Origin of the sequence: Mesorhizobium sp. M0306 (assembly GCF_040321655.1) — a bacterium.
GTDB lineage: Bacteria > Pseudomonadota > Alphaproteobacteria > Rhizobiales > Rhizobiaceae > Mesorhizobium.
In genome coordinates this window covers 50,027-69,944 of sequence record NZ_JAMYRY010000017.1, presented here as the reverse complement: position 1 = coordinate 69,944, position 19,918 = coordinate 50,027, and the positions used below count along the sequence as shown (strand labels likewise).

Below are 19,918 nucleotides of genomic sequence, written 5' to 3'. Positions count from 1 at the left end.
GATGAACCCGAAACTCGAAAAGCAGCAATCCCGCACAATGTTGCCGCGCTCGCAAGTCGCGGTACTCGATTCCACCATCTCCTATGTCGAGGCAGGCACGGCCGGTCCGACTGTGCTCTTCCTGCACGGCAACCCGACGTCGTCCTACATCTGGCGCAACATCATCCCGCATGTGGCGCCGTGCGGCCGCTGCATCGCGCCCGACCTGATCGGCTATGGCCAGTCCGGCAAGCCGGACATCGACTATCGCTTCTTCGACCACGTCCGCTATCTCGACGCCTTCATCGAGACGCTTGGCATCACCGACATGGTGGTCGTCGCGCAGGACTGGGGCACCGCACTCGCCTTCCATCTCGCGGCCCGGCGGCCGCAGCGGATCCTCGGCCTCGCCTTCATGGAATTCATCCGCCCCTTCGAGAACTGGGACGATTTTCACCAGCGTCCGCAGGCGCGCGAATTGTTCAAGGCAATGCGCACGCCGGGCGTCGGTGAAAAGCTTGTCCTGGAAGACAACGTCTTCGTCGAAAAGGTGCTGCCGGCCGCTGTGCTGCGCACGATGAGCGATGAGGAAATGGCCGCCTACCGGGCGCCGTTCCCGACGCCGCAATCGCGCAAGCCGATCCTGCGGCTGCCGCGCGACCTGCCGATCGAAGGTCAGCCTGCCGATGTCGCCGCCATCAGCGAGCACGACCATCGGGCGCTCCGGCTTTCCGCCTACCCGAAGCTGCTTTTCTCAGGCGATCCGGGCGCCGTCGTCTCGCCGCAGGCGGCACGGGAATTCGCGGCGGGCCTGAAGAACTGCCGGTTGATCGATCTCGGACCCGGCGCGCATTATCTGCAGGAGGACCATGCCGACAGGATCGGCGCCGCAATTGCCGAGTGGATTCCCGAGGTGGCCTTCGAGAGCCATGCCGCCGAACCGGCCTGACGTTGGGACGTGAACCGGAGACCGCGGCAGCCGGAGAGGTCGACAGCTCTGCACTCAGGTTCCAGGCGATGGAAGCGCCGATGACGAGGATGTCTTTGCTCACGGCCTCCACCTTAAACGGCAGGACTTCATACCCTCCTGCCGTCGTGATACATGCTCACCCTTGGTGCGTCGTGGTGTTCCGTTCTCGAAACGGTCGATGACATTGTCTTTGCGAGAAAGCTTCCGCTGTTGAGTTCCCGACCAGAAATCATGCCCCAGCCACAAAGGGCTCGTTTGCGCCGCTGGACGCGAGGTCTGGCTCTTGGCACTGCCATGGTCATGATCGCTTATGCCGTTTTCTTCGGCCCACTGCCGTTCATTCGATCGTGGTGGCAAGTCGGTGACTACAGCTGGTATGATCCCTTGCATAAACGCCATCGCATCGCCGACAGCCTGGTGCTGACCGGGTGGTTGGTTGGGAAATCGCGCGCAGAAGTCCTTGCGGCGCTCGGCCCGCCGCCTGAGACCGACAAGTTTTCCGATTGGAGCCTGGTCTATGTCCTCGGCCCGGAAAGGGGATTGCTTTCGATCGACTATGAGTGGCTCGCCATCCGCACGGATGATGCCGGTTCGGTCACTGAAGCGGCTGTGATCCGTGACTGAACTCGCGGCCCGCAGTGACATTTGCATCATCTGGCATTGAGGGGCGAAGGGTGTTTCCGTTCGACAGGCCGGAAAAGCGCTGCTAGAAGCCCGCGCCACAGACAGGATTCCATGAAATTGGCTGAAGACATCGAACAAGCGGTATCGCGCCGCCGCACTTTCGCGATCATTGCCCACCCCGACGCCGGCAAGACCACGCTCACCGAAAAGCTGCTTTTGTTCGGCGGCGCCATCCAGCTTGCCGGCGAGGTCAAAGCCAAGAAGGACCGCATCCAGACCCGGTCGGACTGGATGAAGATCGAACGCGAGCGCGGCATTTCGGTGGTGACGTCGGTGATGACCTTCGAATACGAGGACACCGTCTTCAACCTGCTCGACACGCCCGGCCACGAGGATTTCGCCGACGACACCTATCGCACGCTGTCGGCGGTCGACAGCGCCGTCATGGTCATCGACGCCGCCAAGGGCATCGAGCCGCGCACGCTGAAACTATTCGAGGTCTGCCGGCTGCGCGATATCCCGATCATCACCTTCGTCAACAAGATGGACCGCGAAAGCCGCGACCCGTTCGACATCCTCGACGAGATCGAGCAGAAGCTGGCGCTGGATACAGCACCGATCACCTGGCCGATCGGCCGCGGCAAGACCTTTTCCGGCACTTACCATCTGGCGCTGAACGCGGTTCGCAAGGGCGACGCCGAAAAGGAGCGCACGCCGGTCAATGGACCCGATTCCAACCGGGTCGCCGGCCTGTTGCCGGAGAACGAGCGGGAGGCCTTCATCGAGGAGCTGGAGCTGGCACGCGAGGCCTGCCGCCCGCTCGATCTGGAAGCCTTCCGCGAAGGCCATTTGACGCCGGTCTATTTCGGCTCGGCGCTGCGCAATTACGGCGTGCGCGACCTGATCGAGGCGCTCGGCGCCTATGGGCCGCCGCCGCGCGCGCAGGAGGCCGACAGCCGCAAGGTCGAGGCGACCGAGGACAAGATGACCTCCTTCGTCTTCAAGATCCAGGCCAATATGGACCCCAACCACCGCGACCGCATCGCCTTCGTCCGTGTCTGCTCCGGCAAGCTCGAGCGCGGCATGAAGGCCAAGCTGGTGCGCACTGGAAAGCCGATGAGCCTGTCGGCGCCGCAATTCTTCTTCGCCCGCACCCGCGTCACCGCCGACGAGGCATTCGCCGGCGATGTCGTCGGCATCCCCAACCACGGCACGCTGCGCATCGGCGACACGCTGACCGAGGGCGAGGAGATCCTGTTTCGCGGCGTGCCGAATTTCGCACCTGAAATCCTGCGCCGCGTTCGCCTCGGCGATGCCATGAAGGCTAAGAAGCTCAAGGAAGCGCTGCACCAGATGGCCGAGGAAGGCGTCGTGCAATTGTTCTCGCCGGAGGACGGCTCGCCGGCCATCGTCGGCGTCGTCGGCGCCCTGCAGCTCGATGTCCTGAAAGAGCGGCTGAACTTCGAATACACACTGCCGGTCGATTTCGAGATGTCGCGCTTTTCCGTCTGCCGCTGGATATCAGCCGACGACAGGGCAGAGCTCCAGCGCTTCATCGAGGCGCATCGCGGCGACATCGCCCGCGATCTCGACAACGATCCGGTGTTCCTCGCCCAGCACGCCTTCTCGCTCAACTACGAGGCCGAGCGCTGGAAGGCGATCCGCTTCGCGGCAGTCAAGGATTATCAGGTCCGCGACAGAGCGGCCTGATGCGCCGCGTTCCTTCTCCCCTTGTGGGAGAAGGTGTCGCCGAAGGCGACGGATGAGGGGTGTTCCAGGAAACAGCAACGTCTCATTCCGTCCAGCACCCCTCAACCGTCTCGGCGCTTCGCGCCGATCCACCTTCTCCCACAGGGGGGAGAAGGCAAGAGCGCGTTCGTTCACCCCTTGGCTGCCTCTTCGATCTTGGCGATGTCGATCTTGGTCATCTGCATCATCGCCTGCATCACGCGGCCGGCCTTTTCCCCGTCGGGGTCCAGCAGCAGCCTGGGCAGCTGCTCGGGAACAACCTGCCAGGAGAGGCCGAATTTGTCCTTCAGCCAGCTGCACTGGCTGGGCTCGCCACCGCCCGCGATAAGCCTGTCCCAGAAATAGTCGACCTCCTCCTGCGTCTTGCAGTCGATGGAGAGCGAGACTGCCTGGGTGAACTTGAATTGCGGCCCGCCGTTGAGCGCCTGGAACTGAACGCCGTCGAGCTCGAATGAGACCATCAGCACCTTGCCCTCACGATCGCCGCTGCCCTTGGGCCAGCGCATCACGCTCAGCACCTTCGAGTTCTTGAAGATGGAGACATAATGGTTCATGGCCTCCTCGGCCTGGTCCTCGAACCACAGGCAGGTGGTGATCTTTTGCATTCTCTTGCTCCTCGGGCTGGTTTTGGCTTTGTTTTCACTCGCAAAACGGCCGGCTGGCGATTGATGCCCGGTGCCGCCGTCTGCCCAAGGACGCTCGAGCAAAACACGATCCGACAGCACTTCTGACTTTTTTACGGCCTGGACCGGCTGCGTCTTTGGCTGGCCGCTCGTTCCACACCCTGGCGCAGCGCAAAATTGTGGCCAGACCAGAGCGTGGCGTTTATAAGGCCTGCGGCTCAATTCCGGTTTTCCGCACCTTTGGGCGCGACGCAGACAGCAAGGACAGTTCAATGCCCGCCTACCGTTCCCGCACCACAACCCATGGCCGCAACATGGCCGGCGCCCGCGGCCTGTGGCGTGCCACCGGGATGAAGGATTCGGATTTCGGCAAGCCGATCATCGCCGTGGTCAATTCCTTCACCCAATTCGTGCCCGGCCATGTCCATCTGAAGGATCTCGGCCAGTTGGTTGCCCGCGAGATCGAAAAGGCCGGCGGCGTCGCCAAGGAGTTCAACACCATCGCCGTCGATGACGGCATCGCCATGGGCCATGACGGCATGCTCTATTCGCTGCCGTCGCGCGAATTGATCGCCGACTCCGTCGAATACATGGTCAACGCGCACTGCGCCGACGCGATGGTCTGCATCTCGAATTGCGACAAGATCACGCCCGGCATGCTGATGGCGTCGCTGCGCCTCAACATCCCGACCGTCTTCGTCTCCGGCGGTCCGATGGAGGCCGGCAAGGTGGTGCTCGCCGGCAAGAGCCAGGCGCTTGACCTGGTCGACGCCATGGTGGCGGCCGCCGACGACAAAATCTCCGACGAGGACGTCAAGACCATCGAGCGCTCGGCCTGTCCGACCTGCGGCTCCTGCTCCGGCATGTTTACCGCCAATTCGATGAACTGCCTGACCGAGGCGCTCGGCCTCTCGCTGCCCGGCAACGGCTCGACGCTGGCCACGCATGCCGACCGCAAGCGCCTGTTCGTCGAGGCCGGCCATCTGATCGTCGATCTAGCCCAGCGCTATTACGAGCAGGACGATGACACCGCGCTGCCGCGCAGCATCGCCTCGAAGGGCGCCTTCGAGAACGCCATGACGCTCGACATCGCCATGGGCGGCTCGACCAACACCGTGCTGCACATCCTCGCCGCAGCACATGAGGGCGAGGTCGACTTCACCATGGAAGACATCGACCGGCTCTCGCGGCGGGTGCCGGTGCTGTGCAAGGTCGCTCCGGCCAAGGCAGACGTTCATATGGAGGACGTCCACCGCGCCGGCGGCATCATGGCGATCCTCGGCCAGTTGGATAGCGCCGGGCTGATCAACCGCGACCTGCCGACGGTGCATACCGCGAGCCTCGGCGAAGCGCTCGACCATTGGGATATTTCGCGCACCACCAGCCAAAATGTCCGCGATTTCTTCCTCGCGGCACCCGGCGGCGTGCCGACGCAGGTCGCCTTCAGCCAGGATCGCCGCTGGGACGAGCTCGACACGAACCGCGAAACCGGCGTCATCCGCTCGGCCGAACATCCTTTCTCCAGGGATGGCGGCCTTGCCGTGCTGAAAGGCAATCTGGCGCTCGACGGCTGCATCGTGAAGACTGCCGGCGTCGATGAATCGATCCTGAAATTCACCGGCCCGGCAAGGGTGTTCGAAAGCCAGGACGCCAGCGTCAAGGCGATCCTGTCGAACGGGATCAAGGCCGGCGATGTCGTCGTCATCCGCTATGAAGGGCCGCGTGGCGGCCCCGGCATGCAGGAAATGCTCTATCCGACCAGCTATCTCAAATCGAAGGGTCTCGGCAAGGCCTGCGCGCTGATCACCGACGGTCGTTTTTCCGGCGGCACCTCCGGCCTGTCGATCGGCCACGTCTCGCCGGAAGCGGCGGAAGGCGGGCTGATCGGACTGGTCATGGAAGGCGACACGATCGAGATCGATATCCCCAACCGCACCATCCGGCTGGCCGTCGACGACGCGGAGCTCGCCGCCCGCCGCGCGGCGATGGAGGCCAAGGGAATGGCTGCCTGGAAGCCCGAGGAAAAGCGCAAGCGCAAGGTGACGACGGCTTTGCGCGCCTATGCGGCGATGGCGACAAGTGCCGCCAAGGGGGCGGTGCGGTATGTGCCGGAATAGGCATCATTCTTCAACGAGGTGGCGATAGATGGATTTCGACCTTGTGGTGCGCGGCGGGACGCTGCCCGACGGCAGGATCGCAGATATCGGCATCGTCGGCGAAACGATCGCAGCGATAGAACCCGAGCTGAACGTCAGCGCCGGCACGGCGATCGATGCTCATGGCAATCTGGTCTCGCCGCCCTTTGTCGATCCGCATTTCCATATGGACGCCACGCTTTCGCTCGGCATTCCGCGCATCAATGTCTCGGGCACGCTGCTCGAAGGCATTTCGCTGTGGGGCGAGCTGAAGCCGCTTCTGACCCACGAGGCGGTGCGCGACCGTGCGCTCGCCTATTGCGACTGGGCGGCGTCGATGGGCCTGCTCGCCATCCGCACCCATGTCGATGTCTGTGATGACCGCCTGCTGGCGGTCGAAGCGCTGCTCGACGTGAAGAAGACGGTTGCCCCCTATATCGACCTGCAACTGGTCGCCTTCCCGCAGGACGGGCTCTATCGCTCGCCGACAGCGCACCAGAACACCGTCCGCGCGCTCGACCTGGGCGTCGATGTCGTCGGCGGCATCCCGCATTTCGAGCGCACCATGGCCGACGGCACGCGCTCCGTCACCGAGCTCTGCGAGATCGCGGCCGAGCGCGGCCTGATGGTCGACCTGCATTGCGACGAGACTGACGATCCGCTGTCCCGCCACATCGAGCAACTAGCCTATGAGACGCAGCGCCTGGGATTGCAGGGCAGAGTGGCCGGCTCGCACCTCACCTCGATGCATTCGATGGATAATTACTACGTCTCGAAGCTGTTGCCGCTGATTGCCGAGGCCGGCGTTTCGGCGATCCCCAATCCGCTGATCAACATCATGCTGCAGGGCCGCCACGACACCTTTCCCAAGCGCCGCGGCCTGACGCGGGTCAAGGAAATGCTGGCGCATGGGATCCGCGTCGGCTGGGGCCAGGATTGCGTGCTCGACCCCTGGTATTCGCTGGGCACGGCAGACATGCTCGACGTCGCATTCATGGGCCTGCATGTCGCGCAGATGTCGAGCCCGGCCGAGATGGCGCGCTGTTTCGACATGGTCACCAACGTCAATGCCGCCATCATGGGCCTCGACCACCTTGGCCTTGCCGTCGGCAAGCGCGCCAGCCTGGTCGTTCTCGATGCCGGCAATCCGGTCGAGGCGCTGCGCCTGCGCCCCGAGCGTCTCTGCGTCATTGCCAGGGGCAAGGTGGTGGCCGAGCGCAGCCGGCAGGACACGCGGCTTTCGATCGCCGGAAGGCCGGGCACGGTGAACCGGCGCCACGCTTAGTCCAGCCGATTTCCGGCGCTGGTCTTACCGAATTCTTGATTTCCGCCTCGTCACGGCCACCGCTTGCGACTACGACGCGGGTCACCGTATCCACGGCAAGGAACCGGTAACGGAATGGCGCAGCCCGCAGCCCAGAACTCAACGATCAGGAACGTGCTGCTGGCCGGTATCCTGCTGATGCTCGCCGGCGATTTCCTGTTTGCGCTGAACGACGCGATGGGCAAGTGGCTGGTCGCCAGTTTTTCCGTAGGCCAGGTCGTGCTGATCCGCTCGATCGGCGCTTTTTTCATACTCGGGCCGATGATTGCACATCAGGGTGCGGCCAAGCTGTTTCGTATGGAGCGGCCGGAGCTGCAGCTGCTGCGCGTGGTGATGACGACGCTCGACACGGCGCTGTTCTACGCGGCGGTCGTCTATCTGCCGCTCGCCGATGTGATGAGCTTCTACATGGCCGGGCCGATCTATGTGGCGGCGCTGTCGCACTTTTTGCTCGGCGAAAGGGTCGGCTGGCGCCGCTGGGCGGCGATCCTGGTCGGTTTCTGCGGCGTGCTGATCATGCTGAAGCCGTCTTCGGCCGCGTTCTCGCTGTCCTCGATGTTCGCGCTCGCCGGCAGCATTTCCTTTGCCTTCGCCATCATCCTCAATCGGCGCCTGCGCGGCACCAGCGACACGGCGCTTGTGACCTGGCAGACCATCGGCACGCTGCTGGTCGGCGCTGCGTTGACCATCGGCACCTGGAAGACGCCGTCCTCGCTCGATTTCGGCGCCATGCTGCTTCTCGGTATCGTCTCCTGCGGCGCGCATCTGATGATCACCAGGGCGTTGAAGCTGGCGCCGGCCTCGACCTTGGCGCCGCTGCATTACAGCCTGCTATTGTGGGCAGTGGTCTTCGGCCTCGCCTTCTTCGGCGATGTGCCTGGGCCGCGCATCCTGATCGGCTCGGCCATCGTCGTGCTGGCCGGCCTGTTCATCTTCCACCGCCAGAAGGTGGTCGACACCGTGCCGCCAGAAAACGTGCCGAAGGGTGTGAATTAACCCCGGCGCACCGCTGCGAGATGCCGCGAAAATTCCGGCGTCTCCATCAGCGTCTTGCAGCGCGCAAACCGGCCGTCGGCATAGGCGCGAAAGTCGTCGGCCGGATTTTTGTTGGCAAGCTGGATCAAGGCCCACAGCGTCCACAACAGGTCGCACATCGCCTTGTAGATGACGATGCGGCCGCGCTCTGCCGGTCTCGGCTCGCCGCCGAAATAGGTCAGCATCATTTCCTCCTCCTGCGCGGCGTCGAATTGCCCTTCGACCGAGAGGTCCCCGAGATCCCAGAGCGGATCGTTCATCCCGGAATATTCCCAGTCGACGATCCACATCCTGTCGCCCGTGTCGAGAAAGTTTTCGCATAGCGGGTCGCAGTGGCAGGCGACGAGCGGCAAAGGATGAGCGGCAAGTGCCGAGCGCACTGCCTCCGCCTCGCGGACCACATCGTGATAGCCGGAAGGCAGAGCGACATCCTTGGTCGACAGCACCTGCAGATAGTCGTCGATCATCGCAAACAGCTCGAAGCGGAAGGGGAACACCGCGCGGGATGTGTGCAGCTTGCGAAAGGCCTTGCCGGCGCGTGCCGGGCTGCCCGGTCGGGTCTTGAACTTTTCCGGCGACATCGTCTCGGCGCCGGCAACGAAGCGGGTCACCAGCACGCCGGTCTCGGCATCGACATGCAGCACTTCCGGGCTGACGCCGGCCTTCGCCGCCTCCCGCGCCGCCACTGCCTCGTTGGCGCGGTTGATGTATTCCTCGGTACCCTTGCCGGGAATGCGCAGGCAGAAATCTTTCCCCCTGAAGACGAGGTTAGTGAGGCCACCGAGCCGTTCCAGCGGACCGTCATAGCCGGCCAGCATCGGAATGGCCGCAAGTGCGGCGCGTGCCTGGTCATCCGCCATGGCTTTCGCTCCTTTCCCCGTGTTATTGCGACGACGACGGTTCCACAGTTTTCGCCGTTTGGCTATGATCGCGTTGCGGATCGATACCAGGCGACGGAAAGCGATGACGGATAGCAAACAGCAGAGCGCGCTCGCCGCAGCCTATGCGGCGAAGCGACCGGAAGACGTCGCGGCGCTCTACGACAGCTGGGCAGGCACTTATGACGCCGACATGTCGGCGGCCGGCTATCGCCATCCGACCATCTGCCTTGCCTTGCTGGCCCGCCATCTGCCGCGCGGCGCGGCACCTCTGCTCGATGCCGGCGCCGGCACCGGGCTCATCGGCGAATGGCTTGCCATCACCGGTTATCCGCAGGTCGAGGCCCTCGACATCTCGGAAGGCATGCTGGCGCAAGCTGCGCGCAAAGGCGTCTATTCGGCGCTGCACTGCCTGGCGCTTGGCGGACCGCTGCCTTTCGTGGACGATGCCTACGTCGGGATCATCTCAGCCGGCGTCTTCACGTCCGGCCATGTCGGGGCCGAGGGTCTGGACGAGCTGATCCGCATCTGCCGGCCGGGCGGGGTGATCGTGCTGACGGTAAAGAACACACTGTGGGATGCCGGGTTTGCCGCCCGGATCGCCGAGCTCGAGGCGCAAGGCACCGTCACCCGCGCCGAGGAGACGCCGCCCTATGTCTCGATGCCGGGCGAGGCCGATACGGTGCTGAGCCGGGGGCTGGTGCTCATCGTGAACTGAGGCTGAAACCGGAAGGCTCTAGGCCTTCACCTTTGCCCCCGTCGGATCGTAAAGTGGCTCGAGGTGGATCTTAGCCGGCGTCCGTTCCATTGCCACCACCAGCTCGTAATCGCCGGAGGTGAGGAAATCATCGCTGACGCCATCGGCATTGCGCACATAGCCGTAACCGATGTTCGTGCCGATGGTGTAGCCATAGCCGCCGCTGGTGAGATAACCGACCGCCTCGCCGTTGCGCAGGATGGTCTCGCGCCCGAGCAGGACGACATCCGGATCCTCGACAGTGAAGCCGGCAAAACGTTTCCTGAGCGTGGAGCCATCGAGCTTTTCAAGCGCCCGCCGGCCGAGGAAATCGGTGTTCTTCCTGAGCTTCACCGCCCAGCCGAGGCCGGCCTCCTGCGGCGTGTCGTTGGGTGTGATGTCGGCGCCCCAGGCGCGGTAGCCTTTTTCCAGCCGCAGCGATTCCAGCGCCCGGTAGCCGACCGGGCGGATGTCGTGGACAGCGCCCGCCGCCATTAGCGCGTCGAAAACCTCGCCCGTCGCCGCGATCGGCGCATGCAGTTCCCAGCCGAGCTCGCCGACATAGGTGACGCGCAGCGCCCGGACGGCGTGGCCGGCAATGGCGATCTCGCGAACATGGCCGAACGGAAAGGCGGCGTTCGAGACGTCGGCATCGGTCACCGCTGACAGCACGTCGCGGGCACGCGGCCCCATCAGCGACAATGTGCCGAAATCCTCGGTGACGTCGGTCAGCGTCACGTCGAACTCTCTGCCGATATGATCGGCAATCCAGGAGAAATCATGCGTGCGGAAACCGGTGCCGGTGACGATGTAGAATTTCTCCTCACCGAGCCTCGCCACGGTCAAATCGGCCTCGATGCCGCCGCGCGTGTTGAGGAGCTGCGTGTAGGTCAGCCGGCCGACCGGCTTGGCGACGTCGTTGGCGCAGATCCAGTCCAGCGCCTTCAGCGCGTCCACTCCGGTCATTTCGTATTTGGCAAACGACGATTGGTCGAAAATGCCGATCTTTTCGCGTACATGGCGATGCTCGTCGCCGACGGATGAAAACCAGTTCTGCCGGCCCATCGAATAGACGTCCTTCGGCTCGACGCCCTCCGGCGCGAACCAGTTCGGTCGCTCCCAGCCGAGCTTCGAGCCGAACACGGCGCGATGTTTTTGCAGCCGCTCGTATAGAGGCGAGACGATGCGCGGCCGGCCGGTGAGATATTCCTCATGCGGGAAGCCGATCATGTAGTGCTTGCCGTAGGCTTCCAGCGTGCGGTCGCCGACCCATTGCCTGTCGCGGTGCAGATCGGAGAAGCGGCGGATGTCGACCACCCACAAATCAAGCGGCGCCTCGCCGTCGACGACCCATTGCGCTAGCACCCAGCCGGCGCCGCCGCCGGACGCGATGCCGAAGGCATTGAAGCCGGCGCCGACGAACATATTGGGGCATTCCGGCGCCACGCCGAGGATGAAATTGCCGTCCGGCGTAAAGCTCTCCGGCCCGTTGATCATCTGCTTGACGCCGACGTTGGCGAGCGCCGGGACACGCTCTATCGCCTGGCTCATATGCTGCTCGAAATGATCGTAATCATCGTCGAACAGCCGGAACTCCCAATCCTCCGGCACATCGCCGCCCGGCAGACCGGTCGTCCAGGCCTGCGGGTTCGGCTCGTAGCCGCCCATCGCCAGCCCGCCGACTTCCTCCTTGAAATAGGTGCGGCGATCGGGGTCGCGAATTGTCGGCGAGTCGGTCGCTAAGCCGTCGATCCTCTCGGTGATGATGTACTGGTGCTTCACCGGCTGCAGCGGCACGTTGATGCCAGCCAGCGCACCCACCTGCCGCGCCCATTGCCCGGCGCAGTTCACCACCTTGTCGCAGGCGATATCGCCCTTGCTGGTCTTCACCGCGGTGATGCGGCCGTCTCTCATCTCGAAGCCGGTGACCCGCACCTCCTCGAACAATTTTGCGCCGTGCATGCGCGCGCCCTTGGCCAGCGACTGGGTGATGTCGGAAGGGCTTGCCTGACCGTCGGTCGGCAGCCAGGACGCGCCAACGAGGTCGCCGGTTTCCAGCAGCGGCCACATTTCCTTGATCTCGCCCGGCGACAGCAAATGCATATCCATGCCGAAGCTCTTTGCCGTCGTTGCCAGCCGCTTATACTCGGTCCAGCGGTCGGCATTGGTGGCTAGCCGCAGGCAGCCGGTCATCTTCCAGCCGGTGGCGAGGCCGGTTTCGGCTTCCAGCCCCTTGTAGAGATCGACCGAATATTTGAGCACGCGCGTGATCGACGCCGACGAGCGCAGTTGGCCGACCAGCCCGGCAGCATGCCAGGTCGAGCCCGAGGTCAGTTTGCCCTGTTCGAGCAGCACGATTTCGGCCTTGTGGTCGCGCGCCAGATGATAGGCCGTCGAACAGCCGATGATGCCACCGCCGATGACGACGATCTCGGCCTGGGCGGGCAGGGTCATGTCCGCGTCCCGTATTTTGTCCTGTAGTTCTCCAGGGCGGTTTCGAGCCGCGCCAGGTTTTCGTCGGCGTAGGCGGCGTAGTCGATGCCGGGCGCGTCGAGGTAGAGCTCGGAAACCATGCCCCACATCGCCTCGCGCAGCAGCGACGCGCATTGCATGGCGGCGTGCGAGCGCCGTATTGCCGGGTCCGGCTCCTTCATGAAATAGGCGGTCATGAAGGCGAAGGATTCCTCGTCGCTCATGCCGGCATTCGAAGCCGCGCCGGCAAGGTCGAACATCGCCGTGTTGAACCCGGCATATTCGAAATCGATGAGCCAAAGCCTGTGACCGTCGTCGATTATATTAGCCGGCAAAAGGTCGTTGTGGCCGAAGACGATCGGCAGCAGTTTTTGCGCGCGCTCGAGCTCGTCCGCCAGCGTCAAAAGGCGTGGCAATTCGCTCAGCTTGCGGCTGCCGCCTTCCTCCAGCGTGCGCGCATAGTCGCGAATGACGTGGAATACCCAGAACATGAAGCCGGCGCCGGAGACATGACTGGGCATTTCCCGGTGGAAGCCGCGCAGCAACGCGGCGACGCGGCCGAGATCGGCGCGCACGTCTTGCGCGACATAGGCCTTGGCGCCGAGATACTCCGTCACCATGACGCCGGGTCCGGTGTAGTGGACGGCCGGAGCGAAGCCTGCCGCGTGCGCTGCCCGCGCGGTCATCATCTCGCGCTCGCGAAAGACATGGTGGAACGGATAGTCCTGGCCGATGCGCACGACATGCCGCCCGGCCGCGTCCTTGACCAGATAATTGGCATTGCTCAGCCCGCCCGGCAGCGGCGCAATGTCGATGCTGCCGGTCCAGCAAGGCAGCGCGCGGATGCGGTCTTCGACAGTCACGATCTCGTCCAACATTGGGTCAATTTTCCACGCATGTCACGGCTGGCCAGCGATGACAATCGGACCGAGGAATGGAGGCAACGCGAAGATCTCGTCGGTGCAGATCTCGGGATCGGTATCCCGCACCGCACCGACGAGCCCCTTTGTGCCGGGTTCTTCGAGGCCGGCATCCGCCCCCGCGGATCCTGAATTTCGGCACCCTTGCACCCGACAGTTTCCCGGGCGTTCGGGCAGGCGATTTTTCGTGCGGCTCAGCCCCGTCCTCCGTTCCGAGCCTGTCACAGCGATAATGTCGCGCCACGCTGGAGACGTTGTCAACGCGAAATTGTGGTGTTTTCTGGTTTTTCGCCCGAATTTTGCTAAATTCCTTGGAGTTAGTGGCATTTATGCCGTAGAAACGGTCAACAGTGCAACAATCCGACCGGATGGAACCGATGGTCCACTCGAAGCGGCATGGCGAAATCCTGCGCCTCCTCAAGGAGGAAGGCACTGTCACCATTGCCAGCCTGGCCGACCGGCTGGGCGTCTCGCTGGAGACGGTACGCCGCGACGTCAAGCCACTGACCAACGACGGTTCCATCCTCAAGATGCACGGCGCCGTCGGCCTGCCGTCGATTGCCGGCGAAGCGCCGTTCGAGCGGCGCATGCGCGAGAACGCCGACGCCAAGCGGGCAATAGCGCGCCTGGTCGCCGCCACCATCCGCGACGGCGAATCGATCATGCTCGACACCGGCACCACCACCTCTTTCCTGGCCCGGGAACTGCTCGGCCACCGGCGGCTGACGGTCGTCACCAACTCCTCCGACATCGCCCGCACACTGGCCACCGTCAACGGCAACAAGGTCTATATGGCCGGCGGCGAGCTGCGCAGCGATTCCGGTGCTGCCTTCGGCGTCTCGGCCATCGAATTCGTCAGCCGCTTTTCCGTCAGCCATGCGGTGATATCGACCGGTGCGGTCGATGCCGTCACCGGCGTCATGGACTATGATTTGGAAGAGGCCGAGTTCGCCCGCATGGTGCTGTCGCGGGGCCAGCGTTCGCTTGTCGTCACCGACCACAGCAAATTCGGCCGCCAGGGTCTGGTTCAGGTCTGCGGATTCGACGGCTTTTCCGAACTCGCCACCGACCGGCCGCCACCGCACGACATCGCCGCTGCCCTTGCCCAGGCCGGCGCGCGGCTCAGCATTGCCGATGGCGGGAGCGAGGGCTGAGTTCTATCGGCAGATCGGCACCAGCATCCCACTTCCCAGCGCCGCCTCTGCCGTGTTTAGTCCAGCCATGGCTTTCACCATCCGCCAATTGCAGTTCTTCATCGCCGTCGCCGAGCAGGGCACGGTATCGGGCGCCGCCCAGAACCTGTCGATCTCGCAATCCTCGGTCACCGAGGCGATCAAGGAGCTGGAGCACGATCTCGGCGTCGAGTTGTTCGAGCGCCACCCGCGCGGACTGAACATCACCCACAAGGGCCATCAGTTCCTGCGCCATGCGAGGAAGATCCTCGCCGACGTTTCCGATGCGCGCCGCGCCTTCTTCGGCGAACAGATCGCGGCAAGCGGGCGGCTGCAACTTGGCGTCACCTCGCTGGTCGCCGGCTATGTGCTGTCCGATCTTCTTGCCCGCTACCGCCGCGCCTATCCCGGTGTCGAGGTCTCGGCGATCGAGGACAATGGCGACTATCTCGAGCACCTGTTGATCGGCGGCAAGCTCGACATTGCCGTCATGGTCACCTCGAACCTGCGCGACCGCACGGCACTGCAGTCCGAAATCCTCGAAGTCTCGGCTTACCGGCTGTGGCTGCCGCTCGGCCATCCCTTGGCCGGCGCCGACATTATCGGCATCGGTGACATCGCCTCGGAACCGCTGATCATGCTGACCGTCGACGAGATCGAGGAGAACACCGGAAAGCTGCTGACGGCGATCGGCGCCAAGCCGCATGTCGCCTTCCGCACCCGCTCGGTCGAAGCGGTGCGCAGCCTCGTCGCCACCGGCGCCGGCGTGGCGCTGCTGCCCGACCTCGTCTACCGGCCATGGTCGCTGGAAGGCGATCGCATCGAATCGCGCGATATTTCGGGGTCGTTGCCGGTCGTCCAGGTCGGCATGGTCTGGCGGCGCGGCTCCAGTCTGCCGCAGGCGGCGCGCGACTTCATCGGGCTTGCCCAGTCGCAGCGCATGGTGCGCCAACGGCCCGAGAAGATCGGCCGCTGACGTATCGGAAAAACCGATATCGGCTTTCTGATAAATGAATTTGCGAAACCGGAAATTTCGCAGCACTTTTCGGTCAGGGAACAAAGCTGCCGCCGGAGCACGGCCCTTCAGAGCCGCGCATCCAACGTTTTTGAACGGGCGCATGATCTTCTTCCGAAAACCGAAACCGGTTTCGGGGTCATGCAAAATGGGAGATCGACGATGAATTCATTGCTGAAATCATGCACTGCCTTGACGGTCGCGCTGACCTTCTCCGGCCAGGCCATCGCCCAGGTCAAGGAGCTCGGCAAGAGTGAAGGCGAGGTCAATATCGTCGCCTGGCCCGGCTATATCGAGCGCGGCGAAACCGACAAAGGCTACGATTGGGTCACTTCGTTCGAGAAGGAGACCGGCTGCAAGGTCAACGTCAAGACCGCCAACACCTCCGACGAGATGGTCTCGTTGATGAACGAAGGCGGTTTCGACCTTGTCACCGCCTCGGGGGACGCCTCGCTGCGCCTGGTTGCCGGCAAGCGCGTCCAGCCGATCAACACCGACCTCATACCGAGCTGGAAGACGGTCGACGACCGGCTGAAGGATGCGCCCTGGTTCACCGTCGGCGGTGTCCATTACGGCGTCCCCTATCAGTGGGGGCCGAACGTGCTGATGTACAACACCGAAGTGTTCAAGGAGGCACCGAAGAGCTGGAACATCGTGTTCGAGGAAATGAAGCTGCCCGACGGCAAGTCGAACAAGGGCCGCGTCCAGGCCTATGACGGGCCGATCCACATCGCCGACGCCGCCAATTACCTGATGGCTCACAAGCCGGAGCTCGGCATCAAGGATCCGTACGAACTGACCGAGGACCAGTACAAGGCCGCGCTCGACCTGCTGCGGGTCCAGCGTACACTGGTCGGACGCTATTGGCATGACGCCGCCATCCAGGTTGACGATTTCCAGAACGAAGGCGTCGTCGCCTCCGGTTCTTGGCCCTACCAAGTCAACACGCTGATCGCGGCCAAGAAGCCGGTCGCCTCGACCATCCCCGAGGAGGGCGTTACCGGCTGGGCCGATACCACGATGATGGAGGCCGATGCTGCCCACCCGAACTGCGCCTACATGTGGATGGAGCATTCGCTGTCGCCGAAAGTGCAGGGCGACGTCTCCGCCTGGTTCGGGTCGCTGCCGGTGGTGCCCGCCGCCTGCAAGGGCAACGAACTGCTCGGTGAAGAAGGATGCAAGACCAACGGCTACGACAATTTCGACAAGATCAAGTTCTGGAAGACGCCGGTCTCGAAATGCGCCACCCAGAACGACCAGTGCGTGCCCTATTACCGCTGGGTGTCGGACTATATCGGCGTCATCGGCGGGCGGTGAGTTCGCCTCACCTACGAAGCTCGGCGCTGCCCCTCACCCTTACCCTCTCCCCGTGAAGAACGGGGGGTCGCCAGCGTTGGAGCGCCTCCCTTCTCCCCGTCCACTATACGGGGAGAAGGTGCCGGCAGGCGGATGAGGGGCGGCGCAACTGCCTGAAATTTAATGAGCCTGACAGATCAGGACAGCCCCATGACCTCCGCCGTTTCCTTCCAAAACGTCTCCCGCCATTTCGGCAGCGTGCGTGCCGTCGACGCGGTCGATCTCGACATCGTGCCGGGCGAGTTCTTCGCCATGCTCGGGCCTTCCGGCTCGGGCAAGACGACGTGCCTGCGCCTCATCGCCGGGTTCGAGCAGCCGACGGCTGGGTCGATCTCGATCTTCGGCGAACGCGCCGAGGGCGTGCCGCCCTATCGCCGCAACGTCAACACCGTGTTCCAGGATTATGCGCTGTTCCCGCATCTCAACGTGCTCGACAACGTCGCCTATGGGCTGATGGTCAAGGGCGTCGGCAGACCGGAGCGGCAAAAGGCGGCGGAAGAAGCGCTGTCGCTGGTGCGGCTTCCCGGCTACGGGGCCCGTCGCCCTGGCCAGCTTTCCGGCGGCCAGCGCCAGCGCGTCGCGCTCGCCCGTGCGCTGGTCAACCAGCCCAAGGTGCTGTTGCTCGACGAGCCGCTCGGCGCGCTCGACCTCAAGTTGCGCGAAAACATGCAGGAGGAGTTGAAATCGCTGCAGAAGGCGCTCGGCATCACCTTCGTGTTCGTCACCCACGACCAGGGCGAAGCGCTGTCGATGGCCGACCGCGTCGCCGTCTTCAACGACGGCAAGATCATGCAGATCGGCACGCCGGAAGACATCTACCAGCGCCCCAAGACCCGCTTCGTCGCCGATTTTGTTGGCTCGTCCAACGTGCTGCCACCGGACTTCGTCCAGCGCTATGCCGGCCAGCATCGCTGGGGCAGCCTGCGGCCCGAATCCATCCGCATTGGCAGGGCGGCCAAGGGCGAAGGCGTTGCCGCCCGCCTGGTCTCGACCAATTATCTCGGCGCCACGACAAGACTGGCGCTCGATGCAGAGGGCTTGCGGCTACATGCCATCGTGCCGGCGGGTGCTGCCTTGCCCCGGGAAGGCGAGGCGGTGGTGCTCACCTTCAACCGCGAGCATTTGCATTTGATGGATGAGCTGGGATGAGCCTTGACGCTGCCATGCCGCGGGCCACGGCCCCCGCCATCCTGCCGGGCAGCGGCGGCGTACGCGGCGCGCTCTCCGACATCTTCTGGCGCCGGCCGCAACTGCTGCTTCTGCTCATGCTGCTGCCGCCGGTTCTGTGGCTCGGCATCGTCTATATCGGCTCGCTGTTCGCGCTGCTTTTGCAGAGCTTCTTCTCGATCGATGAATTCTCCGGCCTGATCAACCGCGAGTTCACGCTGAAGACTTATGGCGATCTGCTGCAGGCCGCTAATCTCGACATCATCCTGCGCACGGTGACGATGGCGGCGCTGGTGACGCTCGCGTCGGCGGTCATCGCCTTTCCCATCGCCTATTACGCGGCGCGCTATCCGCGTGGCCGTTGGAAGGCGTTGTTTTATCTCGGCGTCATGCTGCCGCTGTGGTCGAGCTACCTGGTCAAGATCTATGCCTGGAAGCTGATCCTCGCCAAGGAAGGCATCCTGACGTGGCTGCTGGCCAAATTGCATCTTCTGTGGCTGCTTGATGCCTGGCTATCGCTGCCGATCGTCGGCGGCAACTCGCTGTCGGTCTCCTCAACCGGCACCTTCATCGTCTTCGTCTATGTCTGGCTGCCCTTCATGATCCTGCCGGTACAGGCCGCACTCGAGCGCGTGCCGGGCAATTTGGTCGAGGCCTCGTCCGATCTCGGAGCCTCGCCCGGCCAGACCTTTCGCAACGTGCTGTTCCCGCTGGCGCTGCCCGGCATCGTCGCCGGCTCGATCTTCACCTTCTCGCTGACGCTCGGCGACTACATCATCCCGCAGATCATCGGCACCTCGCGGCTGTTCATCGGGCAGGCCGTCTATTCGCAGCAAGGCACCGCCGGCAACATCCCGCTCGCCGCCGCCTTTACCGTGGTGCCCATTGTCATCATGGGCTTCTACCTCTGGGGCGCCAAGCGCATGGGGGCTTTCGATGCGCTCTGACCGTGGCCCATCCGCGCCGATCAGCCTGAAGCTCGCTGCCACCGGCGGCCTGCTTTTCCTGCATTTGCCGATCCTGCTGATCTTCGTCTATGCCTTCACCACCGAGGAGAAGAGCTTCGTCTGGCCGCCGCCGGGCCTGACGACGCAATGGTTCGCCATCACCTGGAACCGGCCCGACGTCTGGCAGGCGCTATCGCTGTCTGTACGGGTCGCGGCGATCTCGACCGCCATCGCGCTCGTCCTCGGCACGCTGTGCGCCGCCGCCGTGTCCCGCACAAAATTCTTCGGCCGCGAAACCATCTCGCTGCTGGTCATCCTACCGATCGCGTTGCCCGGCATCATCACCGGCATTGCGCTGCGCTCGGCCTTCGCGCTGGCCGAAATCCCGTTCTCGTTCTGGACGATCGTGCTCGGCCACGCCACCTTCTGCGTGGTCGTCGTCTACAACAATGCGGTCGCCCGTTTCCGCCGCACGTCCGGCTCGATGATCGAGGCGTCGATGGACCTCGGCGCCGACGGTTTCCAGACCTTTCGGCATGTCGTGCTGCCCAACATCGCAACCGCGCTGCTGGCCGGCGGCATGCTTGCCTTTGCGCTGTCCTTCGACGAGGTCATCGTCACCACCTTCACCGCCGGCCAGCAGCAAACGGTGCCGATCTGGATGCTCGAAGAGTTGATCCGTCCGCGCCAGCGTCCGGTCACCAATGTCGTGGCAATGGTCGTGGTGCTGGTGACGCTGCTTCCCATCCTCGCTGCCTATTACCTGACCCGCGACGGCGACCAGATCGCCGGTTCGGGCAAATGATCTCGTTCATA

17 protein-coding genes are annotated in these 19,918 nt (G+C 63.9%); 13 read left to right on the top strand and 4 right to left on the bottom strand.

All coding sequences use genetic code 11. From position 1 onward, the window contains the following. The first annotated feature begins 1 nt into the window (after position 1). The 3 genes from NKI95_RS21695 (at position 2) to NKI95_RS21685 (ending at position 3,283) form a co-directional block, all read left to right on the top strand. Positions 2–928, top strand: a complete 927-nt coding sequence (locus tag NKI95_RS21695) for a haloalkane dehalogenase (RefSeq protein WP_352719298.1) — start codon at positions 2–4, stop codon at positions 926–928. 153 nt (positions 929–1,081) lie between these two features. Then, complete coding sequence (locus NKI95_RS21690; RefSeq protein WP_352719297.1) at positions 1,082–1,573, top strand: hypothetical protein; 492 nt, start codon at positions 1,082–1,084, stop codon at positions 1,571–1,573. 111 nt (positions 1,574–1,684) lie between these two features. Next, complete coding sequence (locus NKI95_RS21685) at positions 1,685–3,283, top strand: peptide chain release factor 3 (RefSeq protein WP_502908411.1); 1,599 nt, start codon at positions 1,685–1,687, stop codon at positions 3,281–3,283. Between the two features lie 170 nt (positions 3,284–3,453). Here the strand turns inward: NKI95_RS21685 and NKI95_RS21680 are convergent, their stop codons facing one another. After that, the gene (locus NKI95_RS21680) at positions 3,454–3,927 is read right to left on the bottom strand and encodes a VOC family protein (RefSeq protein ID WP_352719296.1); all 474 of its coding nucleotides are present in this window, start codon (positions 3,925–3,927) and stop codon (positions 3,454–3,456) included. A 290-nt stretch (positions 3,928–4,217) separates the two neighbouring features. On the opposite strand from NKI95_RS21680, the gene ilvD reads away from it, so the two are divergent. The 3 genes from ilvD to NKI95_RS21665 all read left to right on the top strand — a co-directional run bounded on the left by ilvD (position 4,218) and on the right by NKI95_RS21665 (position 8,400). After that, positions 4,218–6,062 carry a dihydroxy-acid dehydratase gene (gene ilvD / locus NKI95_RS21675; protein ID WP_352719295.1) on the top strand — a complete coding sequence of 615 codons (1,845 nt, stop codon included), beginning with the start codon at positions 4,218–4,220 and terminating at the stop codon, positions 6,060–6,062. Between the two features lie 28 nt (positions 6,063–6,090). Beyond that, entirely contained in the window at positions 6,091–7,365 is a 1,275-nt protein-coding gene (locus NKI95_RS21670) for an amidohydrolase family protein (RefSeq protein ID WP_352719294.1), read from the top strand. Between the two features lie 114 nt (positions 7,366–7,479). Further along, positions 7,480–8,400 carry a DMT family transporter gene (locus tag NKI95_RS21665; RefSeq protein WP_352719293.1) on the top strand — a complete coding sequence of 307 codons (921 nt, stop codon included), beginning with the start codon at positions 7,480–7,482 and terminating at the stop codon, positions 8,398–8,400. On the opposite strand, the gene NKI95_RS21660 is transcribed toward NKI95_RS21665, so the two are convergent. Continuing rightward, positions 8,397–9,299, bottom strand: a complete 903-nt coding sequence (locus tag NKI95_RS21660; protein WP_352719292.1) for a phosphotransferase — start codon at positions 9,297–9,299, stop codon at positions 8,397–8,399. The genes NKI95_RS21665 and NKI95_RS21660 overlap by 4 nt on opposite strands. Positions 9,300–9,402: 103 nt before the next feature. On the opposite strand from NKI95_RS21660, the gene NKI95_RS21655 reads away from it, so the two are divergent. Next, positions 9,403–10,035 (top strand): class I SAM-dependent DNA methyltransferase, encoded by a 633-nt coding sequence (locus NKI95_RS21655; RefSeq protein ID WP_352719291.1) that lies wholly within the window; start codon positions 9,403–9,405, stop codon positions 10,033–10,035. A gap of 18 nt (positions 10,036–10,053) precedes the next feature. Here NKI95_RS21655 and NKI95_RS21650 read toward each other — a convergent pair whose 3' ends face one another. Then, a complete protein-coding gene (locus NKI95_RS21650) occupies positions 10,054–12,507 on the bottom strand; it encodes a GcvT family protein (RefSeq protein WP_352719290.1) in 2,454 nt (817 codons plus the stop codon). Next, the gene (locus tag NKI95_RS21645; protein ID WP_352719331.1) at positions 12,504–13,388 is read right to left on the bottom strand and encodes a phosphotransferase; all 885 of its coding nucleotides are present in this window, start codon (positions 13,386–13,388) and stop codon (positions 12,504–12,506) included. Before NKI95_RS21645 ends, NKI95_RS21650 begins: the two co-directional genes overlap by 4 nt. 434 nt (positions 13,389–13,822) lie before the next feature. On the opposite strand from NKI95_RS21645, the gene NKI95_RS21640 reads away from it, so the two are divergent. The 6 genes from NKI95_RS21640 (at position 13,823) to NKI95_RS21615 (ending at position 19,907) form a co-directional block, all read left to right on the top strand. Continuing rightward, positions 13,823–14,599, top strand: coding sequence for a DeoR/GlpR family DNA-binding transcription regulator (locus NKI95_RS21640; protein WP_352719289.1), 777 nt, complete (start codon positions 13,823–13,825; stop codon positions 14,597–14,599). A 67-nt stretch (positions 14,600–14,666) separates the two neighbouring features. Then, the gene (locus NKI95_RS21635; RefSeq protein ID WP_352719288.1) at positions 14,667–15,593 is read left to right on the top strand and encodes a LysR family transcriptional regulator; all 927 of its coding nucleotides are present in this window, start codon (positions 14,667–14,669) and stop codon (positions 15,591–15,593) included. 201 nt (positions 15,594–15,794) lie between these two features. Beyond that, a complete protein-coding gene (locus NKI95_RS21630) occupies positions 15,795–16,949 on the top strand; it encodes an ABC transporter substrate-binding protein (RefSeq protein WP_352719287.1) in 1,155 nt (384 codons plus the stop codon). Positions 16,950–17,138: 189 nt separating this feature from the next. Further along, a complete protein-coding gene (locus tag NKI95_RS21625; protein ID WP_352719286.1) occupies positions 17,139–18,137 on the top strand; it encodes an ABC transporter ATP-binding protein in 999 nt (332 codons plus the stop codon). Between the two features lie 14 nt (positions 18,138–18,151). After that, positions 18,152–19,102, top strand: coding sequence for an ABC transporter permease (locus tag NKI95_RS21620; RefSeq protein ID WP_352719330.1), 951 nt, complete (start codon positions 18,152–18,154; stop codon positions 19,100–19,102). After that, complete coding sequence (locus NKI95_RS21615; RefSeq protein WP_352719285.1) at positions 19,092–19,907, top strand: ABC transporter permease; 816 nt, start codon at positions 19,092–19,094, stop codon at positions 19,905–19,907. Before NKI95_RS21620 ends, NKI95_RS21615 begins: the two co-directional genes overlap by 11 nt. The last annotated feature ends 11 nt before the right edge of the window (positions 19,908–19,918 follow it).

Coding starts and splice junctions, on each gene's coding strand:
- ilvD (WP_352719295.1), top strand. CDS start 4,218: ATGCCCGCCTACCGTTCCCGCACCACAACCCATGGCCGCAACATGGCC.
- NKI95_RS21640 (WP_352719289.1), top strand. CDS start 13,823: ATGGTCCACTCGAAGCGGCATGGCGAAATCCTGCGCCTCCTCAAGGAG.
- NKI95_RS21695 (WP_352719298.1), top strand. CDS start 2: ATGAACCCGAAACTCGAAAAGCAGCAATCCCGCACAATGTTGCCGCGC.
- NKI95_RS21690 (WP_352719297.1), top strand. CDS start 1,082: ATGCTCACCCTTGGTGCGTCGTGGTGTTCCGTTCTCGAAACGGTCGAT.
- NKI95_RS21685 (WP_502908411.1), top strand. CDS start 1,685: ATGAAATTGGCTGAAGACATCGAACAAGCGGTATCGCGCCGCCGCACT.
- NKI95_RS21655 (WP_352719291.1), top strand. CDS start 9,403: ATGACGGATAGCAAACAGCAGAGCGCGCTCGCCGCAGCCTATGCGGCG.
- NKI95_RS21670 (WP_352719294.1), top strand. CDS start 6,091: ATGGATTTCGACCTTGTGGTGCGCGGCGGGACGCTGCCCGACGGCAGG.
- NKI95_RS21635 (WP_352719288.1), top strand. CDS start 14,667: ATGGCTTTCACCATCCGCCAATTGCAGTTCTTCATCGCCGTCGCCGAG.
- NKI95_RS21665 (WP_352719293.1), top strand. CDS start 7,480: ATGGCGCAGCCCGCAGCCCAGAACTCAACGATCAGGAACGTGCTGCTG.
- NKI95_RS21650 (WP_352719290.1), bottom strand. CDS start 12,507: ATGACCCTGCCCGCCCAGGCCGAGATCGTCGTCATCGGCGGTGGCATC.
- NKI95_RS21620 (WP_352719330.1), top strand. CDS start 18,152: ATGCCGCGGGCCACGGCCCCCGCCATCCTGCCGGGCAGCGGCGGCGTA.
- NKI95_RS21615 (WP_352719285.1), top strand. CDS start 19,092: ATGCGCTCTGACCGTGGCCCATCCGCGCCGATCAGCCTGAAGCTCGCT.
- NKI95_RS21625 (WP_352719286.1), top strand. CDS start 17,139: ATGACCTCCGCCGTTTCCTTCCAAAACGTCTCCCGCCATTTCGGCAGC.
- NKI95_RS21630 (WP_352719287.1), top strand. CDS start 15,795: ATGAATTCATTGCTGAAATCATGCACTGCCTTGACGGTCGCGCTGACC.
- NKI95_RS21680 (WP_352719296.1), bottom strand. CDS start 3,927: ATGCAAAAGATCACCACCTGCCTGTGGTTCGAGGACCAGGCCGAGGAG.
- NKI95_RS21660 (WP_352719292.1), bottom strand. CDS start 9,299: ATGGCGGATGACCAGGCACGCGCCGCACTTGCGGCCATTCCGATGCTG.